The sequence below is a fragment of the Nocardia sp. NPDC055050 genome (genome assembly GCF_053608345.1).
In genome coordinates this window covers 11,178-37,501 of sequence record NZ_JBSGVG010000051.1, presented here as the reverse complement: position 1 = coordinate 37,501, position 26,324 = coordinate 11,178, and the positions used below count along the sequence as shown (strand labels likewise).

24 protein-coding genes and 2 pseudogenes are annotated in these 26,324 nt (G+C 64.2%); 12 read left to right on the top strand and 14 right to left on the bottom strand.

What is annotated here, in order from left to right:
* The 3 genes and pseudogenes from ACWGCN_RS32445 to ACWGCN_RS32435 form a co-directional block, all read left to right on the top strand.
* Positions 1–192, top strand: a pseudogene (locus ACWGCN_RS32445) (NAD-dependent malic enzyme); the annotation flags it as partial.
* Positions 193–1,205: 1,013 nt separating this feature from the next.
* A complete protein-coding gene (locus ACWGCN_RS32440; protein ID WP_452459148.1) occupies positions 1,206–1,442 on the top strand; it encodes a hypothetical protein in 237 nt (78 codons plus the stop codon).
* Positions 1,442–2,176, top strand: coding sequence for a hypothetical protein (locus ACWGCN_RS32435; protein ID WP_452459149.1), 735 nt, complete (start codon positions 1,442–1,444; stop codon positions 2,174–2,176). Before ACWGCN_RS32440 ends, ACWGCN_RS32435 begins: the two co-directional genes overlap by 1 nt.
* Before the next feature lie 651 nt (positions 2,177–2,827).
* Here the strand turns inward: ACWGCN_RS32435 and ACWGCN_RS32430 are convergent.
* Positions 2,828–3,691, bottom strand: coding sequence for an enoyl-CoA hydratase/isomerase family protein (locus ACWGCN_RS32430; protein ID WP_378987180.1), 864 nt, complete (start codon positions 3,689–3,691; stop codon positions 2,828–2,830).
* Between the two features lie 92 nt (positions 3,692–3,783).
* Here ACWGCN_RS32430 and ACWGCN_RS32425 point away from each other — a divergent pair, with 92 nt between their 5' ends.
* Complete coding sequence (locus ACWGCN_RS32425; protein WP_378987178.1) at positions 3,784–4,164, top strand: winged helix-turn-helix transcriptional regulator; 381 nt, start codon at positions 3,784–3,786, stop codon at positions 4,162–4,164.
* Between the two features lie 171 nt (positions 4,165–4,335).
* Here the strand turns inward: ACWGCN_RS32425 and ACWGCN_RS32420 are convergent.
* The 3 genes and pseudogenes from ACWGCN_RS32420 to ACWGCN_RS32410 all read right to left on the bottom strand — a co-directional run.
* A pseudogene (locus ACWGCN_RS32420) lies at positions 4,336–4,500 on the bottom strand (winged helix DNA-binding protein); the annotation flags it as partial.
* A 24-nt stretch (positions 4,501–4,524) separates the two neighbouring features.
* Positions 4,525–7,359, bottom strand: a complete 2,835-nt coding sequence (locus ACWGCN_RS32415; RefSeq protein WP_452459150.1) for an ATP-binding protein — start codon at positions 7,357–7,359, stop codon at positions 4,525–4,527.
* Positions 7,356–8,579, bottom strand: a complete 1,224-nt coding sequence (locus ACWGCN_RS32410) for a hypothetical protein (RefSeq protein ID WP_452459151.1) — start codon at positions 8,577–8,579, stop codon at positions 7,356–7,358. The genes ACWGCN_RS32415 and ACWGCN_RS32410 overlap by 4 nt, the downstream gene beginning before the upstream one ends.
* A 1,561-nt stretch (positions 8,580–10,140) precedes the next feature.
* Here ACWGCN_RS32410 and ACWGCN_RS32405 point away from each other — a divergent pair.
* Positions 10,141–11,754 (top strand): hypothetical protein, encoded by a 1,614-nt coding sequence (locus tag ACWGCN_RS32405; RefSeq protein ID WP_452459152.1) that lies wholly within the window; start codon positions 10,141–10,143, stop codon positions 11,752–11,754.
* Positions 11,738–12,739, top strand: a complete 1,002-nt coding sequence (locus ACWGCN_RS32400) for a nucleoside hydrolase (RefSeq protein WP_452459153.1) — start codon at positions 11,738–11,740, stop codon at positions 12,737–12,739. The genes ACWGCN_RS32405 and ACWGCN_RS32400 overlap by 17 nt, the downstream gene beginning before the upstream one ends.
* Positions 12,740–12,743: 4 nt before the next feature.
* On the opposite strand, the gene ACWGCN_RS32395 is transcribed toward ACWGCN_RS32400, so the two are convergent.
* Entirely contained in the window at positions 12,744–13,736 is a 993-nt protein-coding gene (locus ACWGCN_RS32395; protein ID WP_452459154.1) for a hypothetical protein, read from the bottom strand.
* A gap of 202 nt (positions 13,737–13,938) precedes the next feature.
* On the opposite strand from ACWGCN_RS32395, the gene ACWGCN_RS32390 reads away from it, so the two are divergent.
* Entirely contained in the window at positions 13,939–14,628 is a 690-nt protein-coding gene (locus ACWGCN_RS32390; protein ID WP_452459155.1) for an MT-A70 family methyltransferase, read from the top strand.
* Between the two features lie 245 nt (positions 14,629–14,873).
* Here ACWGCN_RS32390 and ACWGCN_RS32385 read toward each other — a convergent pair whose 3' ends face one another.
* From ACWGCN_RS32385 to ACWGCN_RS32360, 6 genes are all read right to left on the bottom strand, one after another.
* Positions 14,874–15,722, bottom strand: coding sequence for an SAM-dependent methyltransferase (locus ACWGCN_RS32385; RefSeq protein ID WP_452459156.1), 849 nt, complete (start codon positions 15,720–15,722; stop codon positions 14,874–14,876).
* 290 nt (positions 15,723–16,012) lie between these two features.
* Positions 16,013–16,312 (bottom strand): hypothetical protein, encoded by a 300-nt coding sequence (locus tag ACWGCN_RS32380; RefSeq protein WP_452459157.1) that lies wholly within the window; start codon positions 16,310–16,312, stop codon positions 16,013–16,015.
* A 177-nt stretch (positions 16,313–16,489) separates the two neighbouring features.
* Positions 16,490–16,633: a hypothetical protein gene (locus ACWGCN_RS32375; protein WP_452459158.1), complete on the bottom strand. Its 144-nt coding sequence runs from the start codon at positions 16,631–16,633 to the stop codon at positions 16,490–16,492.
* 68 nt (positions 16,634–16,701) lie between these two features.
* The gene (locus tag ACWGCN_RS32370; RefSeq protein WP_452459159.1) at positions 16,702–17,175 is read right to left on the bottom strand and encodes a DNA-directed RNA polymerase subunit beta; all 474 of its coding nucleotides are present in this window, start codon (positions 17,173–17,175) and stop codon (positions 16,702–16,704) included.
* A complete protein-coding gene (locus ACWGCN_RS32365) occupies positions 17,172–17,339 on the bottom strand; it encodes a hypothetical protein (protein ID WP_452459160.1) in 168 nt (55 codons plus the stop codon). Before ACWGCN_RS32365 ends, ACWGCN_RS32370 begins: the two co-directional genes overlap by 4 nt.
* A complete protein-coding gene (locus ACWGCN_RS32360; RefSeq protein ID WP_452459161.1) occupies positions 17,336–17,551 on the bottom strand; it encodes a hypothetical protein in 216 nt (71 codons plus the stop codon). Before ACWGCN_RS32360 ends, ACWGCN_RS32365 begins: the two co-directional genes overlap by 4 nt.
* A 220-nt stretch (positions 17,552–17,771) precedes the next feature.
* On the opposite strand from ACWGCN_RS32360, the gene ACWGCN_RS32355 reads away from it, so the two are divergent.
* Positions 17,772–18,953 carry a helix-turn-helix domain-containing protein gene (locus tag ACWGCN_RS32355; protein ID WP_452459162.1) on the top strand — a complete coding sequence of 394 codons (1,182 nt, stop codon included), beginning with the start codon at positions 17,772–17,774 and terminating at the stop codon, positions 18,951–18,953.
* Positions 18,954–18,975: 22 nt separating this feature from the next.
* Here ACWGCN_RS32355 and ACWGCN_RS32350 read toward each other — a convergent pair whose 3' ends face one another.
* Together ACWGCN_RS32350 and ACWGCN_RS32345 are read right to left on the bottom strand one after the other, a co-directional pair.
* Complete coding sequence (locus ACWGCN_RS32350) at positions 18,976–19,245, bottom strand: hypothetical protein (RefSeq protein ID WP_452459163.1); 270 nt, start codon at positions 19,243–19,245, stop codon at positions 18,976–18,978.
* A 456-nt stretch (positions 19,246–19,701) separates the two neighbouring features.
* Positions 19,702–20,505, bottom strand: coding sequence for a helix-turn-helix domain-containing protein (locus tag ACWGCN_RS32345; protein ID WP_452459164.1), 804 nt, complete (start codon positions 20,503–20,505; stop codon positions 19,702–19,704).
* A 782-nt stretch (positions 20,506–21,287) separates the two neighbouring features.
* Between ACWGCN_RS32345 and ACWGCN_RS32340 the strand changes: the two genes are divergently transcribed.
* A complete protein-coding gene (locus tag ACWGCN_RS32340; protein WP_452459165.1) occupies positions 21,288–22,079 on the top strand; it encodes a hypothetical protein in 792 nt (263 codons plus the stop codon).
* Between the two features lie 26 nt (positions 22,080–22,105).
* Positions 22,106–23,500, top strand: a complete 1,395-nt coding sequence (locus ACWGCN_RS32335; protein ID WP_452529166.1) for a cutinase family protein — start codon at positions 22,106–22,108, stop codon at positions 23,498–23,500.
* Positions 23,501–23,787: 287 nt separating this feature from the next.
* On the opposite strand, the gene ACWGCN_RS32330 is transcribed toward ACWGCN_RS32335, so the two are convergent.
* Positions 23,788–23,910 carry a hypothetical protein gene (locus tag ACWGCN_RS32330; protein WP_452459167.1) on the bottom strand — a complete coding sequence of 41 codons (123 nt, stop codon included), beginning with the start codon at positions 23,908–23,910 and terminating at the stop codon, positions 23,788–23,790.
* A gap of 681 nt (positions 23,911–24,591) precedes the next feature.
* Here ACWGCN_RS32330 and ACWGCN_RS32325 point away from each other — a divergent pair.
* Together ACWGCN_RS32325 and ACWGCN_RS32320 are read left to right on the top strand one after the other, a co-directional pair.
* Positions 24,592–24,969: an effector-associated constant component EACC1 gene (locus ACWGCN_RS32325; RefSeq protein WP_452459168.1), complete on the top strand. Its 378-nt coding sequence runs from the start codon at positions 24,592–24,594 to the stop codon at positions 24,967–24,969.
* On the top strand, positions 24,966–26,324 hold a 1,359-nt coding region (locus ACWGCN_RS32320), incomplete at its 3' end, for a tetratricopeptide repeat protein (protein WP_452529164.1). The genes ACWGCN_RS32325 and ACWGCN_RS32320, both read left to right, overlap by 4 nt.

Genomic DNA, 26,324 nt, shown 5'->3' with positions numbered 1-26,324 from the left:
AAGGGTGCGCTCGACGCCGGTGCCCGCCGGATCACCGAGGGCATGAAGGTCGCCGCCGCGAACGCCATCTTCGGTGTCGTCGCCGACGAGCTGGCTGTGGACAAGATCATCCCGAGCCCGCTCGATCCGCGCGTGGCTCCGGCAGTGGCCGAGGCCGTCGCCGAAGCGGCGCGCGCCGAGGGCGTCGCCTGAGTTCCGGGTAGGCGTGATATTCCGGCCCTCGCGATTGCGCGGGGGCCGGAATACCGCTGGAGACGGACCCCGGGGCGGATAGCCGGAGGTCTGGAAGAATTTCGGATATCGGTACCCGATGTCACGCGTCAACGCTGGTCCCCTAGACGGTGTGCCCTGCATCGTGCTCCTCATGAGGTGTCCCGGCGCATGATAAGACTGTTTTGCGGTCGTTCATGACTTCTCGTCCTACGGGGTGGAACGATCCGTCCGGTTGCCCAGCCCGGACACGCCAGAACCTCGACCGGTGAGGTGGCCTGAGTCGTCTGCATGTGAAGGCGCTGATGGTGGCCGTCGACATCGTCCAACGGCGGGCGAGGTAACAAGCCAGCGGTAGCGGCGGAGCGCGATCTCACGGCGTACCCCGGGATCGTGCATATACTACACGGCTTGGTCGAGGAGCGGGACTTTGCCGCTATTCACCGGGGAATCTTCTGGGGGATTGTCGCGGTCCATTCGGGTGAAAGTGTGACCGCGGTGCCGACGCCAAATTATAGTCTCACCGATTTATGTTCTGAGCATCGGAGCTGGCCGATTAATGTCTGTCCGATCTGCGAACGTCCTTGTTTACCGGATTTGTCGAAACCGGCCACGAATGGGCTACTTTTCCACAGGTTAACGATATTCGATCGAATAGGCGCTGTCGTACTATGGATTCAGTGCTTAGGCGGAACCCGCAGTTGTGCGATCTGTCCATCGAAATGACCGCCCGCGCAAAGTATGCTAATGACCATTACTCCGCAAATTCGTCCACGCTAACAAGGTATGCGAAGAAAATGCGCATTGCCGCCGGTAGAACATCGAAAGGATTTCACCATCATCAACCAGCCCGCGTCGGCTCCGGCGAAGTAGAGCAGCACCGCCCTCGAGGACTCAGCGTTTTCGGCGGCGGCGCCATCCGCTCCCATTCAAGACATCAGTGTCGCCACGGTACCGGTGACTGCGGCCCGGCACCTAAACCGTTGGGTCGCAACATGTTCGAACACTCCTCATCGCACGAGACCGATCCCGACGTAGTGATCCAGATCCAGTGGACCGACATCCGAGGCGAGTGCTGGGACTTGTTCTACGAGGCCTGCACCAGCGCGGCACACCGTTTCACAACCGCATTCAACGCCACCCACGCCAACGGCAACGCCACCATGCGTGTCGGCACAGCGGCACTGCTGCTGCCACGACTCCCATGCGAACGAAACTGGGTAATCCCCTGATGACCACGCCAGACCCGCACAACCCCCAACCGGCGCTGCACGACTGCACCGAGGACCCCGGACCGATCCATTCGTACTTCGCGGCGATGGCGTTCTTGATGACCGCCGAGAAATGCCGCGCCGAGCACTGCTTGACCCGGGCCCGCGCCGAGCAAGCCCTCGCGCGGTCCAGTGGGAGCGGCAGATCACCGCGCATGTGCGAGTCCAGGTTGGAAGAGGTTTTCGCGCAACGGATCTACGACCGCACGACAGTGGAAGCCGTGTGGCAGGCCTCATCGGCTCACTCGTCCTGTCGCATCGATCCCGGGCTTGTCAACCGTGACCAGGCCCGCGTCCTGGTGCGGCTGCACCACCGTTGCGATGAAACCCGGTGCAGGCCCAAACTTCGTGGCCTGCAGGCGATGGCTCCGGTCCGCTATCGGTGCCCGCCGCCGCAATGTGGGGTACCCGATCCTGCCATCGCCGCCGCGGTCGCGGACTACCGCGCTACCAAGTCAGTCCTAAAGGCGGTCAAGGAAGCCTTCTATGCACACCAGCCCGGAGCAGAGCATGCCGTGATTTCCGCAATTGCCGAGTACGCCGCAGCCAGGCGTCGCCGCGATGCGCTCTTCCTACGCGCCCTGCCGGCAGATGGCTCGGTCCCCACAATCGTGATCACGAAATTCCGTCTCGACCGCATTGAGATCAACCGCCTGATACCGGTACTCGATGCGCCGCTGCCTCCCGTTGCTTGAACACTCACGTAGGTGCTTGCAAGGTGACTACGATCCGATCGAAACTGGATAACTGACGTCCTTTGCATCGAACTACTGCTGTTTGCAACATATCTCGTCGCCGCATGGTTTGTCGGCATCGTGCATGAAACATCCATCCGCTCCCACGGGAGCGCCCAATCGCGTGGATCAACGCGGACACCCCTGCCGGGGTCGAGCGGGGAATGGCCGGGTTCGCGACCCGATTGCAGCCCGCCCTCGCGGATGTGCTGACCGTCGAGCAACTCGCCGAGCGTGCCCTGCAATCGGGTTGTGGTAGCGCCGACTGTCACGCTTGCCAGTGCAGGTCGCTTCAGCTCATAGGTCCAGGCGTCGTCGGGTAGGCAATAGCACGACCTGACCTCGGACAGATTGCCGTCGTGCTCCAGATCTCCACATCGGCAGCATCGCACGGACGGTTGCTCCCCACCGGCAACGCTCGGCCCGACCACTGTCGCCTTCATCGCGGTGTGAGCGGACGTTCCTTCCGATGACGTCCTGACACCGGAGCGGTTGCACGCCAGGACTAATCGCCCCATGATTCCCCCCCCCGCCGAGTCGCCGTCACCGACCACACGAACCCGAACCGCATTACTCACCCATTCCGTCGCGTCTCACCGTAGTGGCCGGGTCCTATCCGGCCAGACCCCGGAGCAGACCCTCCAGGTCGCGCTCGCCCGCGCGGGTCTGGGCGCCGTTCGCCATTCCGCCGCGGATCAATCGCTCGGCCGCGGGACGAGCGAACGTGCCCGCCCAGGCGAGGTGCTCGCGCAGCAGGCCCTCGCCGAGGTCCTCGGGGGCGACGGCACGCTTGGCCGCCGCGATCACCCCCTCGGGCAGGGCCGCGATGTTGCGGGCGAGGCGGTCGACGAGGTCGTCGAGCTCATCGGCGGGAACAGCCCGGTTGACCCAGCCGTAGCGCTGTGCGTTCTCGGCGTCGAACAGCTCGGCACCCAGCACCGCCTCCAGCGCGCGGTGCCGCCCGACTCGGGCGGCCAGGTACTGGGTGCCACCACCACCAGGGACGATGCCCATGAGCGCTTCGATCTGACCGATCCCTGCGCGACCGATCGCCGCGAACGACATATCCGCGGCCGCAACGAATTCCGCTCCGCCGCCGCGCGCGATCCCGGCGAGTTTGACAATGGTCACCTGGGGTTGGTGCCGGAGCAATTCACCGAGGGCTTGGAAGACGTTGACGCCGTCAGGCAAATCGGCCGCGATTTCCGCGAAAGCGTTGGGTGTGTCGACCAGCGACATGTCGACGTGCGCGATGAAGAACTCCGGGTCGGCGCTGTCGAACACGATCACCCGAATCGAATCGTCGTCCCGGACTGCGGCCAGCAGGTTCCGCAGGTCGCTCATCAGGGCTACGTTCAGCACGTTGACCGGCGGGTTGTCGAGCGTGACGTAGGCGATGCCTGCCGCACGGCGCACTCGCAGGGTCGTGTAGGTGTCATGGTTCATGGAGATCTCCGATTCGTACCCGATAGGCATCTAGGTTCCTGATGCATACTTACCCTGCGGCGACGGGAGACCGGCGTCAATAACGCACTTTCAGCATCGTAAGGATTGCGGAGGATACCGATATGACCAGCTCCGACCCCGGGGTCGTCTTCCGATCCGACTGCCCGAGCCGCCCGATCCTCGATCAGATCGCCGACAAGTGGTCGATGATGGTGATGGCGATCCTTGACGAGCCCCGTCGGTTCAACGAGATCAAGCGCCGCCTCGACGGTGTGACCCAGCGGGTCCTGACCCAGACCCTGCGGCGGCTGGAACGCAACGGGATGATCGTTCGCCGCGTGCTGGCGACGTCCCCGGTCGGGGTCGAGTACTCGCGCACCCCGCTCGGCGAATCCCTGCGGGAACCGTTCGACCGGCTGTACGCCTGGACGGTGGCCAATGCCGACGAAATCCAAGCGCGCCAAATCGATTACGACCGAAGGGAACCCGCGCAGTACCTGTGATAAGAAACCATCCGAAATTCGAAAGACCTGGTGCGCGTTACGTTTTAGTCACCGCGCGGCAGTGCCGATGTGGTCGAACGTTACCGGACGGCGAACCTGCGGCTGGCCGGCTCGGCAGAAGGGTTCCTCGCGGACGAACCGGGTCAGTGCCGCGGCGGACGTCTGTGCTTCCTACTCGGGCCACACGGCGAGATGCTGGTCGAAGCGGCGGGCGAGCCGGTCACGCGTCACGTCGACCGCTCGCTGGCCGGGCTCGGTCAAGCTGAGCAGGGTGGCTCTGGCGTCGTCTGGATCCGGTGAGCGCCGCACCAGCCCGGCCCGTTCGAGCCGGGTCGCGTGGCGTCTGGTCCTCGTGGGTGGCTACTCGATCTGAGAGTCGGGGGTTGTGTGCGGAATGTCGATTAGGGCCAGCGGCCATCGGGTGGCCAGGTGGAGGTGGGTGCTTGCCTCGGTGAGACGTTGAAAGGTTGTGGAGGCGCGGCTGAGGCGAGCGATTGTTGTGGTGAGCAGGATGGGGTCGCCGGGTCCGGTCACGATGGTGCGGTCGGCCCAGGTGTCGGGGTGCGCGTGGAGGCTGACGAGTTGTTCGTTTCGTGTGGCGCCGGTGAGGATTAGGCCCCGCTGCGCCCATTGGTTGGTATCGGCGTGCGGGCGGTCCGAGGGTAAGGCGGCGTCATTGAGAGCAGACTCCACATCGGCCCACCGGTATCGACCTGCTTGCCACCAGGTTTCATGACCCGAACAGATTTGCTGGGGGTCGTCGAGAGCCAGGACGGCCGCAGTGATGAGGTGCTCGGCGAGTTTCTCGGGGGCGTAGTAGCCGAGGAGCCCGGTGTAGCGCACGTCGATCGCGGTCATGATCCGGTGGCGGATCGCAGCGGTGAGTATTGGTCGTGGGTGGGCGCGGTTGAGTTCGGTGATCCAGATGAGGTCGGGCTGCGGTGGTCGGCGGCCGACGAGATGGGCAAGCAGCATCAGTTCTGTCCATACGGTGAGGGCAGGTTCATCGGCTATTCGGTGGGCGTGATGCAGATCCCGCAGCAACAACGGCGGTTCGAGGGCCGGGGGTGAGAGCGTGATTGATGGTGCGACTCTGCGGGCTTCGCGTGATTGGCCGAGTGGGATGTCAAGGCGCAAGGGCCGGTCCATGCCATCGGTGAAAACGACCGCGCGTCCTGGAGGCAGGGAGACCACGTGCCGGGATTGGGGCAGGTCCAGGTTCATGGTGGCACCGACGGCGTCGCGGTCGTCGGCGGCCGGGAGGCGGTGCAAGATTTTGAGTGCGGTGTTCTTGATGACGTCGGGTGTGATCTTGGTAGGGATCTGTTCGGCGATGATGATGCCTTCGCCGTAGGCGCGGATCTCGGCCAGCAGGGATGCGAACAGTTCCACCGCGTGTGCCGCGGAGGTGCCTGGTTCGGCGCGCCGCAGCAGTCTGTGGGCTTCCTCGACCACCATGACATGGGCCAGCCCTGCCGCGTCGGCGCGGTGCAGGCGCAAGTGCTCGAAGATCCGGATCAAGATGACGCCGATGAAGAACGCTTTGTCGGTGTCGTTGCCGATGTCCTCGATTTCCAGGACTGTGTTGCGGCGTAGCAGTTCCGCGATGTCGATGCGGTAGCCGCCCTCGAAGAACCTTCCTGGAGTGCCCAGGCGTAGCGCGCCGATGCGGACGTCGATGAATCCGCGCACGTTGTCTGTGATTTCGCGCCCGTATCCGATGCCGTCGACCACACTCAGCGCAGTGGATTGAAGGTCAGCCAGGTTGGGGTACTTCGGGACGATCGTCGGGTAGCGGGATTGTCCGACCACGGTGTCCCATCCGAGATCGGTGTAGCAGCGGGTCAGAGCGTGCGACAGCACTTGGGGGAAGGGTTCGGCGGCGTCGAACGCGGCAAGAAACAGTGCCCGGATCAGGTCGATATGGGTTTGGACCGCGAATCCTGGCTCGGGTTCGAGGGGATTGAGCCCCACTGGAACCGCGTCGGGTGCGCCGGGTCGGATCACCCAGACCGGTGCCCCGATTCGCCCGGCCATTCCGGCGTATTCGGATTTGGCCGGTTCGATGACGAGCCATGGCACCCTTGCGGTGTGCAGGCCCTCCAGTAGGTGGCGCACGGTCTGGGACTTGCCTGATCCGGTCGCACCGGCGACGAAGCTGTGTCGGTTCAGCGTTTGCGCCGACACCCGAAACCGCCCGACCGGCTGATCAGCGTCATCAAGGATCACGCCCAGGTCGAGGTCGCCGTCGTTTTCGGGGGTGAGATCGAAGACCGCCGGTTCCACTGCGCGGACCCCGGGGATCTCGCGCCGCGGCGGCCGCGCCAGGGCCGCTAGCAGTTCAGCTCCAGCGGCAAACGGTGACCGAAAGCCTTGTGCGTCCGAGACCAGGGTATCCAGCATTTCTGGCAGCCGGCCCGTAGTCGATCCTGGGGTCAGCACGTAGGGAAGGTTGTCCAGATCCGCTGCACTGCACAGCAACCCGGCAGCGCGGCGCGTGCTGGATAGGTCGCGGCCGCCCACCAAGACGTGCACTGCCCACATACCCGCGGACCGGGCGCGGGCCATCTCGCGGTAGCGGAACTCCGCACGATGCAAATCGATCCGGTCCGGTTCGGAGTTCTCCCTGGCCCGCAATCGCGGCAACCGCAACTCGAGATCGGCGAGTTCGGCCTCGAGCTCACTCGACGGTAGAGGTTCGGCGAGAACCAGCCACACGAACTCACCCGGCAGATGGGCAACATAGTCCTCGAACCCGCCACGCCCCGGCGTCGCGGCGCCGGTGCCATCATTGTGTGACCACAGCGCGTCCGGTCGCCCGACCGCCCGCGTCCACACAGGGATTCCCGACCAATTCTCGAGCACTTTCGCCGAGTCCAGCACGCACGCAGTACTTCCTGGTGGATACATCACCGCAACATCGGACCCGGGCGCACCGTCACGGGGATGGATCGGCGGGAACAACGGTCGGCCACCGACGATGACCCGGAGCCGACGGCCACCAGGAGGACGATCCCACGCCACCGCGAGTGCGCTTCCGGGAGGGCCATCGACTAGTTCGGCATGGGCGGCGGTCAGCGCGGCGAACAGGGTTGCCGCGTGCGAGTCGGCGCCCCGGCCCGAGTCACCGGAGGCTGGAGTGAGCAGGGGAGTGGTGAGCATCTGATGAAACACGAACCCTGACAGCAAATTCATTGTCGACCCCCGTACGCATTCAATGGTTGTCCGGCGACCCGATCCAGCAACACGATGCCCGGATTGCAGTCACCGGCGACGACCCTGCGGTGCCTACCGTTGGATTCGACGAGCACGAACGCGGTGACCGGCAATGACTGAAAGGTGGTGGGTTCTATCGCGTACTCGTAGGCTCGTGTGTAGGTGTGACTCCGCGAGGTTGAATTGGAGTCCGACCAACTCACGGTCCGAGACCAGGTAGTCGCCCGCGACACCGCCTCCGAGACACTCACCGAGCTTCCCGAGTACCCGTCGGTGGTGGTCGAGGTCACCGAATCCCCACCGGTATCGGAAGTCCCCTCGGTAAAGCTGCGCCCTATCTGGTCGGTGAGCTGCGACAACACGAACCGGTGACCGCGTCCCACGAAATCCGCTGCCGCGCCGGCCTCGCCCGTGTTGCCCAACCGCATCAGAATCGAGGTGCTCCCAGCCCCGCCGAGCAACTGGGCCAGCTCACCTCGCAGATGCTCGAACAACAGAATCAACCGCACCCCGGCTCGCTGGGCGTGACGATCCAGCGACTCCAGCCCCGACACTGCGAGGTGATCGGCCGCGGCGACTACCAGCACACCTCGCTGCTTGGCATACTCGCCGGTCCGCACGGCGTGCAACACACGATGGAACACCAGTTGGTCCAGCAGATCTTTACGGCGGGGACTGCCCCCGGTTGTCACAACCGTCAATCCGGTCCTATCCCACGCCCACCCCGGATCGGTGGCGAAACCGCGATCCTCGGCAAGCAGTCCCAGCAGGCCACCGAGGAACCGCAACTCCTCCCGTGCCACTTCCCCTGACCCGACGGTGTCCAGGAGCTCGTTGATTCGCCGGATCTCGCTGCCCGACAACACGTTTTCGCGCTGAGGGTCATAGAGCCTGCGGAGCAGACGAATACCGGCCGCGATCCGCGCGAAGGACAGCGGAAGCTCCATACAGGCGGTCACCAGCTCGATCAGCTCCGCGTCCAACCCGCGCAGGCTCGCCGCCCGCGGATCTGTCGCCCGGACACCCGCCACCGCCTCAGCAACCAGTTCACCGACATCGGCAGGCGTCAGACCGTCGAACATCCCGACCCGACCGGAGCCGTCCGCGAGTGACGCCTCCCTCACCGAGTGCCCGCACGCCTCCGCAAGCGCCGCGAAGTCCACCGCGACGTGGCGCTCGGTGAAGTCGAGGACCAGCATTCCCACGCCTTGGGCCAACAACGAAGAACCCAAAGTGGCGAGCAGACTGGACCATCCATCAGCTGTGCCGCCGAAAACATCCACCCGCGGCGAGTCCGGTCGCGACCACAACGGATGCCACAGCATCGCCGATGCCACCCGCTGCCGCTCACGACGATCATGGTCAGCAACACGGCGCGACCACTCCTGATGCGCACGGCGGAACTCTGTATACGCCCCGCCCCGCCATGTTTCGTACCGGCGATGTTCGCTCGCACACTGCTGTGATGCCCGCGCCCACCACCCACCGGCCATCACAACACCCGCCGGCAGAACCATCGGCCACCCCGCGAAGCCCCACGCTGCCGCGACCCCCATCGCCCACACCGAAAGCAGTGAACCAGCTACGAGAACAACCGGTCCTTGCCGGCTTCGCCGACGGGCCTGCTCCAACCGGGCAGGTGGGGGATGCTCGATCCACACAGGCTCCCGTGCGGCAACAGGACTCGGCGCGGGAGCAGGCGGAAGCGTGAATTCCCAGCCCCAACGTTGCTGCGGCACAGCCAAACGCGCTGCGAGCATTCGATTGTCGACATCCGGAAACCGATCCACGACGACCCCCCAGAGAATACAGGCGTGGAGAAATTGGACGGCTACCACAGCATAGCCGCTTCGATTTGACGGTGCACGAATTGGTTCGCGAAACCTGTTGTGTGGCAAGAGTAGTGGGGCGGGCAGCGTGGACCGGCTCGCTGATTTCGGCAAGGATGTGAACGCACGGATGCGAATCGCGGGCTATTTGCAAGAACATTCGGATTTTCTGACGCATGGAGCTTGCATGCTCTGTCGACGCTGAGGCGAGGATGAATCCTGCACGCCGGGGTATCGCTGGGAAATGGTCGACGCGACGGTAACATGTCGGCAATTGATAAGCATGTCAACGGTATTCGACTCGGCACGAACTTAATTGGCATGCGGGACCGTGACATGCATCGCGCATATCGCAATGTCGCGAACGCACTATTGCGATGCAAGATCATATGAAATTGCAGCTCGGCACTTTGCTGTGATCGGATCTGTATTGCGTCGATCGGCAGTCCGTGATTTCCCGAAGTGTCTTGCGTCCTTGACGCTGATGTTTCTCTCTGCCGCCGGCGTCGCCCAGAAGTCGTGCTGTTGCTGATAAAACCGGTCCGAACAGCGCTGTTGATGGCCGTTCGTGATGGGCACACAGGGCTGTTTGTGCGCCGATAGGTCGTTGGCGTGCAGTATGCAGACGCTACTTTTTGGTAACGGCAGGTCGTTGAATTCGGATTCTTCTCTTACTCTCTTAAATGGATCGCCACGGCGCGATGTCGGGGGTGTCGTGAGTCAGTTGCCGATGGAGAACCTCGAGATGCCGAAGGCTGTGCTGCCTCGTCACCGGCGTCAGAGGATGAATGGCTCTGGTGCCGGAGGTGTTTCGTCGCGCCGCGAACGCTGCGAGGTGCCAGTTCGCAGGCGGCGGATTGCGCTCGCTGCCGCTGTCGGCCCCGCGGGCGCTGATCGACGATCTTGGTACTGCTCTGTCCTGGGGAACGTCATGAGTATCGATTCCGGCAAACCCGAACGCGTTCGCGACCCCCTCGACATCCACGCGGGGTCGGCATCGGCCATCGACCCGGCCTCCGACAGTCAGAAGATGGCGGCGCTCGAGCACGCACCTCCTCCGTCAGATGCCCACCGCCATCACAGTCTGCCCGACCGCGGTGCCGGACTGACCGATTCCGGACACATGCTGCGTACCGAAGCACAGCAGCCTCCAGCTCCATCCGTGCCGAATGTAGGGCGAGTAGATCGTGCATTGGGTGGACCGGTCGACGAATCGGCTCGCGGGCAAGACTTCGAGCCAGCGACCGATGGCGATACCTCGAAGGTCGGCACCGAACTCGTGGGTGCGGCGGACGATCCTGGCCTCGAGCATGCTCCGCGCCAGCACGATGTGGACACAGAGCAGATAATTCTGAAGATTTGCCACAAGCGAGGTGTCGACGGCGGCGAAGGAATCGAGGCGGTGCGGCGCGCCTACGACGTGGTAAAAGACGATATAGCGCCATTTCTCGTCAAACATATGACCGACATGCTCGATCATTGCAGAGCCGAAGTCGCCGCAGATCCCGATCACCGGTACGGCTTTCTCGGGCGCGACGGATACCCCCTGGCGACGATAGTCGGCACGCTCGACCCCGATTTCTTCGTCAAACACTGCGCTTTGGTCCCGGTGACCCGTCGCATGATCGAACCCGCGTTGCGCGACGATGAGGAAAACGCGGGGAAGGCGTTTCACATCGATGCATTCCGCAAGTACAAGGACGAGGTGATGGTCGATGCAATCGACGGGGCCAAAGCAAGTCTCACTGAGCGATTGGAGTACAGCGGGCTGCCGGTCGGTGAGGAGGGCGCGAGAATCACTGTGATCGACACCAGCCGAAAAGGTTCCACGCAAGAAGGTCTCACAGCGCTGTATCCCCACAATGATTGGTACGGCCGATACTTGTGCCTCGAGCGATCGCCCCACGATCCGAACCCTGGATCCAAAACCGGCTACGCCTTGGATTCGGATGCGCCCCACACCGCGATCGAGGGCATCCCTGAAGATCGTGAGGAGACCTTCGCGCACCCGGATGCGATTCTGGCAATCGAAGACCTTCTGCACGGCCCGTGGTCCTCGCCGGTTGATGCCGACTCCGCACAGGAGTTGCAGGCGCCGCCGGTCGACGAAATCAACCCCTTGGACATTTCGCCGCCGTTCCAGGATCCCGCGATTCGGCTCGCCGCCGCCGAAGTGATGGTGATCGCAGTGCGCGATCGAGCCATCGAGTCGGCCCAACTGCGCGATCAGGGAGGTGACTGGCGTACCCCGTTGGACGAACAGGCTACGCAGTTCGTCGACAAGCTGCGGTCATGGATTGCACGACGCGGCACCGATCCTGGCACAGCTGAGATTCTGGGATCGTTCGCGAGACGTATCGATCGGCCCCACGTCGCCGCACTGCGCACCGCGATTGTCGGCGCCGACCTCGACCCCGCCGACGCTCAGATTGTGTGGCAGGGCTACCAGCAAGCGGTCTCTCTCGACGAGAAGCGAGTCTACGTCGCGAATTTCGAACAAGCACGCACGCCGACGACAGGAGTAGGCAGTGAGCGAGAACCGTGAAGGTGACCACGCGCCGTCCGAGGACCGCACATGGGCCACGATCAAGACCCATGCCGAACAGACCGGTGGTCCAGGATTCGGTCTGATCGCGGACAAGCTGCGCGCCGGCGTGTTGGCGCCGCCCTCGCTGCTCGGCACACCCGTCATCATCGACACCGACATAGGCGGCGATCCAGATGATGCGATCGCTCTGATCTGCGCCGCGGTCGCGATTCCGGAATTGGCACTGGTGGTCACCAGCGACGAATTCGACGGCGGTCGTGCCCGGTTCGCCCGATATCTGTTGGACTTGCTCGGCCGCAGCGACGTGCCCGTCGTCGCCGGAGCCCAATTGAGCGCGACTCGTTACTGGGTGGTCGCAGACCTCGTCCCCGACGACATCCCTGCACAACCCCGCAATGTCGTTGTGGCAGTGAGCAAAGTGTGCGCAGGCGTCAGCAGCCCTGTTCGCTGGGTGGGTATGGGCCCATTGACCAATCTCGCTCACGTGATCACGGAGAACCCGCGGCTGGCTGATCAGCTGGCGATCACCCAAACAGGGGGCGCGATCAACTATCGCGATCCCGCTCGCGCCAGCCACAACTTTCGGCTGGATCCCGACGCGGCGATCACCGTCGTCAACGACGCCACCCGGCTGCAATTGGTGATATCCGACGTCACGACCAACGAAGCCGTTGCCATTCGTCCCGGCGACGACTTCTATCTGCGTCTCGCCACACCGCAGGCACCACCGTGGGCGGTCGTGCTCCGAGAGCATCTGGATCGATGGTTCAACACCTTCCACCCCTTCAGTCACCAACACGACCCCCTGACCCTGACCGCCGCGCTGCGCCTACCGTTCGTTACATTCACCCGCCAGCGCCGGTTCAGAATCGAAGCCGACGCCCGGATGTTCCTCGACCCTGCCGGCCACAACGCCTGGATCGCGACCCGCGCCGACTACCCGGCATTCCTCACCTGGCTGGGCAAACAACTCGCCTGGTGACCACTTAGACCGTCGCGACACCCAGCGCCTGCTGGATCAGAGCGAACCCGGCCCGTCGCGCGAGGTCGAGGTCGGGATCGCCCAGCGACTCGTACACCATTGGGTCCACCGGGTAGCGGCCGAGAATGATCGACCCGGCCCTGGGCAAGATCGCTTGAAAGTATTCGTGTGCCGTACCGCCGGTCCACGGGAGCGGGATCACGGCGATGCCGTAGTCTTCGGCGATCTTGGCTTCCTTCGCGGTGCCGGCACCCCCGCCGAACAGCGCAACCGCATCGCAGTTTCGCAGCATCTGGTGCCGCTTTTGTTCTTGTGTCCGACCGACCTTGATGAGCCGACCGGCGCCCGGGGGAGTCCACCGGTGCTTGACCTCTCGGGCGTACTCGGTGACCCGGTCAGCGTCGATGATCACACCCTTGTCCTCGAGGGCGGCCACCATGGCGCGAGCGATTCGCTGCCCTGCGACGGTATGCCCCGATACCATCCTGATCGGCAATTCAGCCAGGCCTCGACCGAACAGATCGGCCTCGACATCGAGTGCCGGATCACGGTAGTTGCCCGCGACACACAGCGACGTCAGGCCTGCCGACCTGTCACGAAATTGCTGGGCGAGTGCGCACCCGACACGATGTAGGACGCGAGGTCGGCGGTCCTTGTAGATGTCCTCGGAAATCCCCTCCGTGGCCAAAATGTCTTTGCGCCTGCCCACGGACTTGCCGTGGAACTCCGTGCTCAATGCCAGCACCGCCTCAGCGACACGCCGCTCAGTCCTGTCGGGAATCGCCGCCACGACCAACCTCGTCGTCCTGACGACATCCTCTGCCAGACAGACGCGGTAGTCCCCGTCGGCTAGCGCTGATTCGGTGCCCAACTGCTCGAGAACCGCACGTGAGGGTCTCATGTCCTGCGACAGGGTCAACGAGGTGAACTCACGAACGACGGTGCCGTACTTGCCCAATGCCTCACAGAGCAGGTCCACGGACGCTGAGGATTTCATGGACTCCATCATGGCCCAGCGCGAGGCAGTCGCAACCACTGAAATCGGCAATCCCCCCGATTGCCACCACCTTTCGAGTCCGTGCCCCCAAACTGCCACCTGCTTTCGGCCGCAGCCGGTCGTAGCCTCGACGGCGGCACCAGCAACAGCACCCTAGCTATCTATCAGCCACCGGCGACCACGCCTCGATCGAAGGAACCGAATGTTCCTCGCGCGACACACTTTTCGATCTCCGCAGCGATACCGCACAGTCCTGGCCGACCCGCCCTGGCGATGCTTGGGAACCACGTGTCCCGATTCCGCCGTGAGCCGTGGTTCGATGAACCTCGACCACTTCAAGGCCCTGCCCGTTAGTGAGCTCGCCGAAGCTGACGCCTACCTGTGGATGTGGTGCACCAACGCGACATTGCGGATCGCCTATGAGGTGCTGCAAGCATGGGATTTCGACCCCCGTGCCCCTCTGACATGGATCAAGCCCTGTCCCGGACTAGACACCCGTCTCCGCAGTAGCGTCGAGCATCTGATTCTCGGTACACGCGGCAACGCCGAGATCAACAACCACGGACAACCCGCCTGGATGTTCGCGCCAACCCACGATGACACCCGCCGATCCGACGAGGAATACGCCGTGATCGAACGCGTTTCGACTGGGCCCTTTCTCGAACTATTCACCGACACACCGCGCCCGGGTTGGGACACTATCGGCCATGACCACCTCCCGATTGACTGCTTCTCGTCAGCAGAAGCGGGGCTGTTGGGCCATCGCGACTGTGCCGGGACGGGTGCGATTGTTGCTTCGCCACTGAAACCCAGCGTGGAACCTGTCGGGGAATCCGTCGGAATCGACCCACCACGAGACCTGCACCGCGCGGCCAGCGGCGTCCCGGTGTAGCCAGGCGGGCAACCCGGGGGCGTACAGCGATGAATTCGTCAGCAAGGCGTGATGGCCGCGGTCGGCTCCGCGCACGGCCCTGGCCCGAACGATTGGTCGCTGCCCGTCGCGACGCTCCCGAATGCCCGTGTTGCGTTGCTGCCGCTGGGCGCACAGCGGCTGCCCAAGAGCAAATCCGTTCATGCGCGCAACGCGACTTCAGCTGCGGCCGTGAAGTTGTTGTCTCCCCGGTTCGGTGTCGTTGCCTATTGCTGTCGTTGGCCGATGGTGGCGTACGCGCTCAGATCCCATGCCGCGCGATGGCGGGGTGCAGTAGCTGACAACCGCCGAATCCCGACGCTGTCGCCGTTGTCGGTGTCTCCGTCGTTGTCGCCGTTGGGAGTGGGTGTCCACCGGTGCGGAGCGATCAGACGAGGCGCGAGGAGCTGGTATCCGGCCAGCATGGCCGCGATCTCGTCTCGTCCGCGTGGGTGATACGCGATGCCCGCGCGGCACAGGGTTTCAGCGGCGGCCTGGATGTGGTGGGGGTATGCCTCGTCGGTGATGTGGGTGAGCACTAGCCATGTTCCGACCGGGAATCGCTCGGTCAACCCGGCGAGCACGGCGGGGGCGTCTTCGATCAATTCCGCAGTGCCCGAGACACATACCGCTAGCGGGTCAGTCATGTCCATCACGGCAGTGATGTCGCTCAGGATCGCGTCAGTGTCGGCGATGTCGGTATCGGTGAAGAATCGGGTAGGCGGTTCGTGCAGCACCGCGCGCCCATGCGTGGCCGTGAGGATGTCGGAGTCGACGTACAACGTCCGGGCGATGTTGTTGTGGTGTTCGGCGATGTCGTGGATGTTCGGGGCAAGGGGTAGACCGCACCCGAGTTCGACGAACTGAGACACCCCGTGATGGTCGGAGAGGTATTCGACCGCGCGTCGGGTGAACCGCCGGGATTCGATGACCGCTGGCCTGAGCGTGCTGCTGGCCAGGCTCTCGGCTAGCGCCTGGTCGGTTTCGTAGTGGTCTTTCCCGCCGAGGAAATGGCTGTGCAGGCGTGCGGGGGTGGGCTGGTAGGGGTCGATCTGGATTGGTGGGCGGGTGGTCACGGTTGGGGGCTCCTGCGGCGTCGTATGCGACGGAAGGTCTCGGACAGCTCCGGGCAATGCGGCGAGAGGCGCACGGCCGCGCAGAGCTGTCCGGGCTTCCTGTGTTGCTGGTCAGTTTGGTGGGGGAGGTGGTTCCCGGAGGCCGGTCGGGCGGCCTCCGGGAGCGTTTCCCCACCCTCGAACCGGTGCGGCTCGGGGGGTCGCCGGTGTGGTTCGAGGTATTCAGGTTGTCTTGTGGCGTCGCGACCTCGCCGGTGACCGATGGCGTAAATACCTGTGGTGCAACGGGATTAGCGGTATAGGAGTTCATGTCCGGCATCGAGATTGTTGGCGGCTTCGCGGCCTTTGTCGGTGAGTATGTGTTTGCGGTCGGTGCGGTCGGTGCCGAGCACGACGTATCCGTCCTCGCTACGGTCCTGGGTGAGGTAGCCGTGTCGGAGGAACCAGGCGAAGGCGTGCGAGACGCTATGACGGCGCGGCATTCCGAGCTGTTGGTAGAGGCGTTCGGCCCACTGAGGTTCGCCGTCGCGCATCGCGTCGAGGATCGCTCGTTGATTGGCAGTCCAGGGCTTGCGGGCATGGGTGCTCACGTGGTGCTGTCTCCGTTTCTCCGGTTGGTCGGATGGAAAGTTGGGTGGCCCCGGAAATCGTCGGGAAACGATTCCGGGGCCGCCCTCGCGCAGCGGGCCGGGGGCACTGGGAAGGCCGACCGGGGCGCATCGCATCGAGGGCATTCGGTTGGTCGGGAACGTGCGGTGTTCACGCGGTCAGGGTTGGAGGTAAAGCCGTTCGTTGGGCAGCCTCGACAGTCCCGCGCAGTGGCTGGGGTCGACGGTGACGGTGCCGGGTCGGCGGTTGGTCACCTCGCAGACGAACACCAGCGCGGCCGTCGGGCAGGCGACGAAATCCATTCGCACACTGGTGAATTGGATTGTGAGGTGGATGTCGGGTTCGTCGGGGCAGGGTGAGTGACCCTGGTTCATCGGTGGTGCCGCCCCGGTAAGAACCCGAGGGCGCAGTGGAGGACGACAGACCCTGATGGCCGGAACGCGCTGATCGCCGGGGATACCCATGTGCGGACCATGAGCGGGTCCGGGGACGGCAACGCGATATCGCCTTCGCGGATCACTACCACTCGCGCCTCCCGCAACCGGGCCACGTTTTCGGGCTCACCGATAGGCTTGATATCGGAGCGAACCAAGAACGTCCACATGTCGGCTCGGGGGTGGCCGATGATCGGCAGCGGCGTGACCCCTCGAACGTCGAGGCCGTTTTTGACGCGTCGGGCGAGGTCGGTGGGCATCATCACTGCCCCGACCATCCCAGCTTTCATCGTGATCCGCCCGGTTGCGGGGTCGATCACCGTGGGCAGCGAGCATGTGCGGCGGTAGAACTCGCACCGCGATCGGGGAGTTTCGATATAGGCGGTGGCGGGTGGGCTGGTCTGGGTCATGAGAACTCCTCGAGCGACCCGGTACCAGGGCTGGACGACTCGGGCGCGCCGAACGTGGGTGTCGCGGGCGTGGTGGTGATGAAACCCGCTTCGCGCATCGCGTCCAGTGCTCGGGTGAGGTCGGCAAGTGTGTGTTCGAGAGTGACGGGGATGAGATCAGTCATCGCGCGGCCTGCCTTGCCGGGCGGCGCTGTCCGGCCGTGATTTGCCACTCCGCTCGCCGGTTCCGGAAGGCCTCTCCGTTGTCCTGCAATGCGTGCAAGACGCGCACCACACGCCATTTCGGTGCGTTGAGGTTGAGGGCGATGGTGTCGGCGGTCAGCATCCCGCCGGGTCTGAGAAGAGCGAGAACATCGGCATCGAGAGTGCTTGTCATCGGGTGACCCCCGGTTGATTCGTCGTGGAATGACGATGACCGTGCGAGCGGTTCCCCCGCAAATTCAGCTGCCTGATTGCCTGCATCGACCCTCCCTCGTTCAGAGACATCTCCCACCGGTGAGCGATTTCGCACGGATCAGCGGGGCGTCTACATGAATTTTGTGCGTCGGTGCGAACCTCGAACTGACAAGGAATCGACAAAACTGCAAACTGGAACCATGGACGCGACGGGAATCGGTGCCCGGACTGCTCAAGCCCGGAAGCTCAGGGGGTGGACCCAGCCCCGGTTGGCGCGCGAATCTGGACTTTCGGAATCGCTCATCACCAAGGTTGAGCGCGGGGTTGTCCCGGCGTCAGCGGGGTTTGTCGCGGCGGCGGCTAGGGCGCTCGACATCGAACCGGAACGATTGACGGGTACCCCTTACTACGACTTGATCGAGGACGACGGGCCGCTCGAAGGTGTCACGGATCTACGAGCGGTCATCGCTGAAGGCAAGTATGTGCGCGCGGTCGAGCCAGGGTCGCTCGATGATCTCACCGCCGAGATGGCCGCGATCGATTTGGCGTATCGCAACGACAAGGGGCGCGTCGCGCTCGCCCGTATCTCGTTGCTGATCCGTCAGATATACGGTGCGCTAAGAGAAACGAACACCGATAGCGACCGGGGCCGGGTCTACTCGCTGCTATGTGCTGCCCATGTCACCGCCGAGCGGCTGTGCCGCCGGTTCGGTTTCACCCACCTCGCACCGTCTGTGCTCGACCGACTTGAAGACGCAGCCGCCTACGCGGATGACCCGCTCTACGCTGCACAGGCCAAGATCAAGCGAGCACGAGTGCTCATGTACTACGACGCCAACGACGTCGGCCTGCAACTGGTCGAGCAGGGCATCGACATGATCGACGGCGACGGCGAGGCCGCTAACGCGGTCCGTGGGTACGGTCACCTGTGCGGCGCGATTGTGGCCGCTCGAGGCATCCGCCCCGATACCGCGAGCGACCATATCGCGGCTGCACGCCGCCTTGCACCGTTGATGCCCCGTGAGTCTGACTTGTACGGGACCCTGTTCGGTCCTGGAAATGTTGGTATCCATGCGTCGGCTGTCGCCCTCGAATCCGGAGACCCTGACCGGGCAGCCAGGGAAGGGTCAGCGTTGGTGTTGCCGCGCGAGATCGCCCCACCACGGGCCGGGCACCACTGGCAAGACGTGGCGCGCGCGTGGATGCTAGTAGGCCAGACGGACCAAGCTCTCAAGGCTCTGGGTGCCGCTCGGGCAGTCGCTCCGCAGCAAACACGGTTGCATCCGTCGGTGCGCGAAACCTTGCACGCGATCGCGTCGGCAGAACGACGACGGACAGACAGTTTGGCGAACTTCGCGTCGTGGGTTGGCGTCCGCCTGTAAGCGGCATGTTGGCGATGTTCCTTCAACGGGCGGCACCGAGTTCGGGATCGGTACCGAACACGGGTCCTGCCCATTTCGGGGCGGTAGCGGTGGTCCAGGCGCGGGCGGTATCGCTGACCTGTCTGGCGAGTTGGACCACGATCCGTTCCCGCGCTTGCACGGGGGCGGTCTCTGCGTCGGCGGTCGGGGTCTCGGTGGGCAGTCCGGGTGTCCAGGCCAATGGTCCGGGTTCGGCGGAATGGTTGCCGGTGGGGTCCAGTCGCCAGTCCAGCACGGCGGCGGGGTCTGTCACGGTGTCGAGTTCGCGGGCGGCGATGGCGGTGCGGAGCTCGGGTGGTCGGGTCGGCCCCGGACAGGGCGAGCATCGCCAGGTGTTGGCGTAGGACCGAGTGGTCGGGACTGTCGGTTAACTCGGGCGAAATGCCGCTCGCGTCGTTCATAGTCAGCGCCATTTTGCGGCATGCTTATCGAAGAATTTCATCCTCTATAGATTCTCTAGCTGCAGTTGCATTCAGTCTTTCTGTGTATCGCTGTAGCAGCAAACCACCTCAAAAGTGGTCTTCGCCGATCGTGAGATTCGCTGGGCAGGCCACTGGGTCAGAGGCTCAGCCCGATAGCTGACGGAGACAATCGACTGATCAACGGCCGTGTTATCCCTCCGGGCTGAGCACCGAACAAGATCAACAAGACCGATCGGTCCGGTGGTGTTCGTGCCTCTTTTACGGCGTGTCGTCATGCATGTCGGAAATTATTCGCCGTCTCCTGAATTCGTTGCTCGGGCGCGATGTTCGGACAGGCTGAACAGGATGACGTCCTCGCTCTGGTTGGTGATGGTGAGGCTGTAGGACGCGGTGCGTCCGGTGACTGGGTGGCGGACTTCCGCCAGTTCGCTGGGGTCGCGACCGTAGGTAGCGTGGACGCCGTCGTTCCAGCGGATTCGGAACTCTGTGACGGGACGAAGGTGGCGGAAGATGGTCTGGACCTGTTCAGAGCCGCGGTAGCGGCCGACGACACCCCGGACGATGGCGACCATGCGGTCGGCTTCAAAGGGCCAGTTCGGCAGCTGCCTCTTGGCGTTGTCGGAGAAGGTCCACACCGGGATCGAGACTCCGGGTCCAAGGCCGGGTCCGGCTTGCTGGAATGCGTTATTGCAGGCCAGGACAGTCCAGGCGGGGTCGATGTAGGCGGCCAGGTCGCAGCGCTCATGTAAGTGGGCCATAAGTGTGGGGTTGGTGGTCACGGCCTTGCGTAAGACGGCAGTGGGTTCGAGATCGATCGCTGCGGCACGTAATTCACGCAGGTGACGTGCCAGGGTGGCGTCGAGTTGGTAGCCGATGATGATGTGTTCGAGGAACGGTTCGGTAGGTGTGCGTCGGTCTCGTTCGATGTCGGCGAGGTAGCTGCGGCTGACCTTCAGGCGGGCTGCGGCTGTGTCGCGGCTGATGCCGCGCTCCTCACGGATCAGCCGGCAGGTGCGTCCCAGGGTTGGGACACTCGGCGGTAGCGAGTGTCGAGAGTCGGATTGTGCGCCAGACGTGGGATCTCGGCTCAACGGAGTCCCCCTCCTTCAAAGGTCTTCCACGACAGGACGAAAAAAGCTATGTTGAATGGTTAGCCCCCGGGTGATGATTCGTTCTTACCAGAGTGGGTAGGCACCGGCAACCTCGCAGGCGGCGTCATCGCCGGAATCGGTAGCTCGGATGCTGCCCGACTTTCCCGCGTCCTTCGATGATGAACAGGCTTGTCCTGCAACAGTTGTGGCTGATCGGTTTGCTGACGCAGGCATCGGCACATTGTGAGCAAACATGCTGATGAGGCGGTGAGTAGCAGATGGCGCAATCGTCGGTACCGCAATTTGCCTACTCGGAAAGACTGGATTTACTGGGTGTTTCAGAGTTTGGATGGAGTCGCAAGTTTGCCCCCGAACTCGCGAAACTGGAAAAATTCTTGAAAGGAACCGAACCGTGGATCCATTTGTAATTCTGGGTTTTGTCAACGCTGGCCTGTCGGTGCTGTCGAACGGACTGTTCGTTGCGTCGCAGGTGCTGAGCCTGATTCTGCCCTTCATCTGACCGGGAAGGTTTGAAAAGCACTCTCCCGCAGCATGATCCGCTGTGGAAGCAAGCGATGGCTCGCGCCGCTCGCGCGGAAACCCCTCACAGATCCCGATCTCCCAGTGGGAAGGCTTATTTCGTCATGCCCAAATACTCTTCCTCTTCGTCGGTTCACCACGCAACGACTTGGCTCTGCGACGGCAGAGCGCGAATTCGAACTACTTCGGGCACCAGTCGCGCGGGCCGCCTCGCGGTGGCCGCGCTGGTTCCGGTCGCAGTGATGGTCGCTGCGGCGGGTGGTGCCCATGCCGCCGATTCCCTGGCTGACATCGCCGATCAACCCGGCGTGACTGCGCCGGTACAACCAGGCACCACAGCACCACCGCCGCCCGCATCGGAGCCCGCCACCGAGCCGACACCACCGGAGCCTGCCCCGGCCCCACCGGTGTACTACACACAACCCCCTGAAGTGCGCAACGCTCCCTCGCGGCCGGCCCCTGCGCCGGAGGAACCGGTCGAACCGATCCGGATCGAGGACTTGCATCTCCCGGAACCGGTCGAGCCTGTCGCACCAATCGAGTCGCCGGAGAACACTATTCGAGTCGGTCAGTGGCAGACTCCTCGTCCGGACTGGGTACCGCCTGAATACGCCGACGCGATCAACGACACTGCGGCCGGAGCAGAGGCGCAGGTCGCGACCGCGCTGGATTCGATCGGTATCCCAGCCGGACGCTCGGACCGGGTATCCGGCGCGACGCTGGCCGGTGCCGGGATCGGCGGCGCATTCGGCGCGGTCGCGCTCGGAGCCCCAGCGGCCGTCGCCGGAGCGGCGGTCGGTGCTCTGGCGGGCGGCACCGTCGGCGGAATCGGCGGAGCTGCCCTGGGCATCCTTGTGCCGGTTCCGGTGGTCGGCACGGTGACCTCCGGTGTCGCCGGGACAGCACTGGGTGCTGCCGCCGGTGCTGCCGCCGGTGCGGCCGTGGCTGGAATCCCGCTCGGGGTCATCGGTGCCCTAGGCGCGGCGACGGTCGGTGTCGGCTTCGGTGCCGGTGTCGGAGTAGGGCAACCATGATCGCCCTCACCAGGCACACCCGTAGCATGGCACGTACGGTGGCGGCACTCGCGGTCGCCGCAACCGTGGGGTCCGGCGTCGCCACCTTCGCCGAATCTCCCGCCGCGGCAGTGCCGATCGGCCCAGGATGCCCTGCCCTGTATGTGCTGGGGGTGCAGGGCACGGGCCAGTCCTCACCGGCCGCGGACCCGCTCGCCGACACCGGAGTGGTCGGGGCGCTCATCGCCCCGGTCCTGCGCGCAGCTCCCGGGCTGGTGCAACGGTCCTACATTCCTTACGGCGCGGGGTTCGGCGGTGCCGTCCCCGGCGGTGGCCCTGACCCCTACGCGGTGTCGGTCTCCGACGCCCGCAATCAGCTCGACGTCGCGGCTGCTGAGATCGCCGATACCTGCCCGGAAACGATGATTGCCGGCGTCGGGTATTCGCAAGGGGCGCAGGCGATGTCGGACTTCGCTGCCGACATCGGGGCCGGTTCAGGGCCGATCGGCGCGGACAGAATTGCCGGGATCGCGCTGTACGCCAACCCCGACCGCGCTCCGGGCTCGCCGGTGATCGCGGGGCGCCCCGGCCAGGTGGTGCCCGATCCCGCCCCCGGTACCAGTGGGTCCGCGGTGTCGCCCCCATCTCCGAGCGCGGAGTCCACTGCTACGCCTTGGTGGAAGAACAGTGCTGTTCTCGGCGTGGTCGGGATGGTCGGCGTCGCGGTAACGGTCCTTGCGCTGTTCCGCGACACTCTTGATTTCAAGTTCGGCTCTTCATCTGCTCCATCAAGCGCCGAGATGAGCGAGAAGTCCGAGGGATCCACCGTGACGGCGACGTTGCCGAAATGCTCTGCTGACTATGATGGTGCCCGCGCTGGCTGGGGACCAGACCGCCCAACCTACGGAGCAAACGAAGTCGCGCCCCAACCGACCTTCAACGTTCAGCGGGTCAATCCGAACCTTGGCGACGAGCGCAACTTTGTGGGTGCACGGGAATCCTGGAACCAGGAGATGACCTGGAGAGACGACCTGGAGGTCCGACCGGGTCATGAGTATCGAGTCCGGCTGTACCTGCACAACAGCGCACTCGACCACGACGACTACGTCGCTGCCGGAACGAGCGCCCGCTTCGACCTGCCCACGTGCTCGGGGCGAAGCATTGCTGTGTTCGGCTTTGTCACGTCTGACAGCGCGTTCCCGCGCCAAATCTACGACGGCGTGGTGCTGCGTTCGCAGGACGAGGTCTCCATCGACATCGTTCCGGGATCCGCCATCCTGGAATCCAATGCCCATCCAAGCTCAGATGCCCTCCGCATCCCAGATAGCGTGGCGAGTGCCCAAGGCACATGGGTGGGTAGCCAAGCCCTAGACGGACGGTTCCGAGGCGGCTACGCCAACGATGCCTACCTCACAATCCTGGTAGCCGTTTCGAAAGCCTGATGGTGATCCCCGATCCACCCTTCGTAACTTCGACTTGGCTTCCAGCTTCACACCACCGCCCAGCGTCCTCGCACACTGTCCGAGGCCGAGTCGTGATATCCCCAGGTTCGTCACGGTCGGTTGTCCCCGATACCGAGTGATTCCACTTGCTCACCGAACAGCAGCGGGTGCTAATTGACGCCGAGTGAAGCGGATACATCGAGATCAACCAGCGCTGTATGCCGATCGACCACTAGGTCATTTGCGCAGTGCAACAACCGAGTTCAAACGGCGTGAGGAAGGCTCACCTAATCATCGGAATCGACCGGGGTGGCGGCGAATCCGGTGTCACCGACGATGACGACGCAGGGCCGCTTTTCACGGTCTAGGTCGTGGAGTGCTTCAGCGAGGTGCGTCGACATCAGCGTCATCCACCACTCCCACGCCGGTTCCGGTGCCGCACCCCGCTCAGCTGCCCAACACTGCTACGCACTGCGCGGCCCACGATCCCAACGCATGCGGCGACCACGCGGCCAGCCTCGCCTCCGGCCTGGTGCATGTTTCACCTATCCGCCTTCGATTGTCGTCAACGCGGGTCGTCATCGGTCGTCGCTACATTCCGCCACGCCAAGACAGACCAGCAGATCCGATACTCGGAACTGGGTCTCCCACACGGTCGGATCGTCGGGGTCGAGCCCAGCGTCGAGTAGTGCTTGCCGGTCGATCGAATCTCTGCCCATGCCTTGTCCGACGTTTGCGGACACGCACCGGCTCCGCAGGCGATGTGACTGTCCGCCGCTTGACCTTTCGGCATCGCCGTAGCGATCCAGCAGTTCGGGTGCGCCAGCGAGAACCTCACCCAATCCATGGTGGTCGAGGCTCAGCTCGGGACAGCTGTGTTCGGCGGCGGTGTGCCTGTCGGGTTCGCGCGAACTCGCCCCTGCGCCGGTTTTGAACCGCTGTGCCCATCACGGCCACGATCCTGCGCGAACGTGCTGGTTTTCCGGTGCGGCGGGTGCTCGCTCCGGCTACGGCCCTGCCACTGCCACAACAATCAAACCCGTTAAGCTGTTAGCTCACTCGGGCGGATGAAGTAGGGGAGGGAGATCGGTATGCCGATTCCCAACGAGCAGTTCTCGATTCACACAGACGGAGGTAGCGAGGCTGCCGAGCAACTGTTGGGCTGGTTGAGTGATGACGATGCGCTGCGCGGTCGCGTCCGGTTCGATCCCGCCTCGATCCGTGAAGGGAACATGGGTGGGGTCACCGAGATCCTCACCATCGTTCTGGGATCCGGAGTCGCCGGTGTCACTGTCACCGCTTTGGCACGGTCGCTGACGACGTGGCTGACCCATCGCCGCTCCGACCTCACCGTCACTCTCACCCGCGCCGACGGTGAATCGGTGAAGATCACGGGCAAACGTCTTGACGCCGACACAGTGCTACGCCGGATCCAGGACCTGACCGGCCCCGTCGATCCGCGACAGTGACTACCCGGCAGCCGCGCCGCGAGGAGTCTCACGCGGTGCTGATCGGCGTCGGTGCCTACGACCATTCCGAACGCCTACCCGACATCGCCGGTGCCGCGCACAACCTCTCCGACCTGAGTCGACTGTTGACCAGCGACGGCGGTGTCTTGAGTCCGGACAATTGTTGGACGGTGTTGAACCCCGACAGCAGCGCCCGCGTTGGTGACCTGGTCGAGCGAGCCGCTGAGCAGGCGACCGACACCCTGCTGGTCTACTACACCGGACACGGCCTCCTCGATCGCCGCGGCCGTTTGCACCTCACCCTGACCGGTACCCACCCCGACCGCACCGGCTACACCGCACTACCGTTCAGCACCCTGCGTGAATCGATTCTCGACAGCCCCGCCGCCACCCGGATCCTGATCCTGGACTGCTGCTTCTCCGGTCGAGCCTTCGACGCGCTCACCGACGCGGGCCCCGACGCCATCCTCGGCCAAGCCGACATCGCCGGCACCTACACGATCACCTCGAGTGCCCGTAACGAACTCTCCTACGCACCACCGGGAGACCGCAACACGGCCTTCACCGGCGCTCTGATCGCCGCCGCCACTCATACCCCCGGCTTGGCCCTCGACGATCTCTACACCCACACCGAGCAACACCTGCACCGCAACGGGCATCCCCGACCCCAGCGACGTGCGGTCAACACTGCCGGTCGACTCATCTTGTTCCCCCGAACCGTCCCCAACCCATCAGCCGAAACCGTCAGCGAACTCGAGCAGTTGCTCGCCAACCGACTGCGCGTGCTGGGTCCTGACCACCCTGATTCCCTGAGCACCGCCCACAACCTTGCTTCCGTCTACCGAGAGGCGGGCCAGGTCGAGGAAGCAATCGACTTGCTGAAGAGAACGCTCACCGACGAGCAGCGCGTGCTGGGCCCCGACCACGCTGAGACTTTGGTCACCGCCCACAACCTTGCTTACGACTACCAGGAGGCGGGTCGGGTCGACGAGGCTATCGACCTGTTCGAGAAGACCCTTGCCGACCAGCAGCGCGTGCTGGGTCCCGACCACGCTGACTCCATGGTCACTGCCCACAACCTCGCTTACGCCTACCGGGTCGCGGGTCGGGTCGACGAGGCTATCGACCTATTCGAGAAGACCCTTGCCGACCAGCAGCGCGTGCTAGGCCCTGACCACCCTGAGACTTTGAACACCGCCCACAACCTCGCCGCCGCCTACCGGGTCACGGGTCGGGTCGACGAGGCTATCGACCTGTACGAGAAGACCCTTGCCGACCAGCAGCGCGTGCTGGGTCCCGACCACGCTGACTCCATGGTCACTGCCCACAACCTCGCTTACGCCTACCGGGTCGCG

What these genes read in the sequence shown, in the direction of transcription:
- ACWGCN_RS32440 (WP_452459148.1), top strand. Translation starts at nt 1,206, where the DNA reads ATGTTCGAACACTCCTCATCGCACGAGACCGATCCCGACGTAGTGATC.
- ACWGCN_RS32435 (WP_452459149.1), top strand. Translation starts at nt 1,442, where the DNA reads ATGACCACGCCAGACCCGCACAACCCCCAACCGGCGCTGCACGACTGC.
- ACWGCN_RS32430 (WP_378987180.1), bottom strand. Translation starts at nt 3,691, where the DNA reads ATGCCTATCGGGTACGAATCGGAGATCTCCATGAACCATGACACCTAC.
- ACWGCN_RS32425 (WP_378987178.1), top strand. Translation starts at nt 3,784, where the DNA reads ATGACCAGCTCCGACCCCGGGGTCGTCTTCCGATCCGACTGCCCGAGC.
- ACWGCN_RS32415 (WP_452459150.1), bottom strand. Translation starts at nt 7,359, where the DNA reads ATGAATTTGCTGTCAGGGTTCGTGTTTCATCAGATGCTCACCACTCCC.
- ACWGCN_RS32410 (WP_452459151.1), bottom strand. Translation starts at nt 8,579, where the DNA reads ATGCTGGTCCTCGACTTCACCGAGCGCCACGTCGCGGTGGACTTCGCG.
- ACWGCN_RS32405 (WP_452459152.1), top strand. Translation starts at nt 10,141, where the DNA reads ATGAGTATCGATTCCGGCAAACCCGAACGCGTTCGCGACCCCCTCGAC.
- ACWGCN_RS32395 (WP_452459154.1), bottom strand. Translation starts at nt 13,736, where the DNA reads ATGAAATCCTCAGCGTCCGTGGACCTGCTCTGTGAGGCATTGGGCAAG.
- ACWGCN_RS32390 (WP_452459155.1), top strand. Translation starts at nt 13,939, where the DNA reads ATGTTCCTCGCGCGACACACTTTTCGATCTCCGCAGCGATACCGCACA.
- ACWGCN_RS32375 (WP_452459158.1), bottom strand. Translation starts at nt 16,633, where the DNA reads ATGGATTTCGTCGCCTGCCCGACGGCCGCGCTGGTGTTCGTCTGCGAG.
- ACWGCN_RS32370 (WP_452459159.1), bottom strand. Translation starts at nt 17,175, where the DNA reads ATGACCCAGACCAGCCCACCCGCCACCGCCTATATCGAAACTCCCCGA.
- ACWGCN_RS32365 (WP_452459160.1), bottom strand. Translation starts at nt 17,339, where the DNA reads ATGACTGATCTCATCCCCGTCACTCTCGAACACACACTTGCCGACCTC.
- ACWGCN_RS32360 (WP_452459161.1), bottom strand. Translation starts at nt 17,551, where the DNA reads ATGACAAGCACTCTCGATGCCGATGTTCTCGCTCTTCTCAGACCCGGC.
- ACWGCN_RS32355 (WP_452459162.1), top strand. Translation starts at nt 17,772, where the DNA reads ATGGACGCGACGGGAATCGGTGCCCGGACTGCTCAAGCCCGGAAGCTC.
- ACWGCN_RS32340 (WP_452459165.1), top strand. Translation starts at nt 21,288, where the DNA reads ATGGTCGCTGCGGCGGGTGGTGCCCATGCCGCCGATTCCCTGGCTGAC.
- ACWGCN_RS32335 (WP_452529166.1), top strand. Translation starts at nt 22,106, where the DNA reads ATGGCACGTACGGTGGCGGCACTCGCGGTCGCCGCAACCGTGGGGTCC.
- ACWGCN_RS32330 (WP_452459167.1), bottom strand. Translation starts at nt 23,910, where the DNA reads ATGACGCTGATGTCGACGCACCTCGCTGAAGCACTCCACGACCTAGAC.
- ACWGCN_RS32325 (WP_452459168.1), top strand. Translation starts at nt 24,592, where the DNA reads ATGCCGATTCCCAACGAGCAGTTCTCGATTCACACAGACGGAGGTAGC.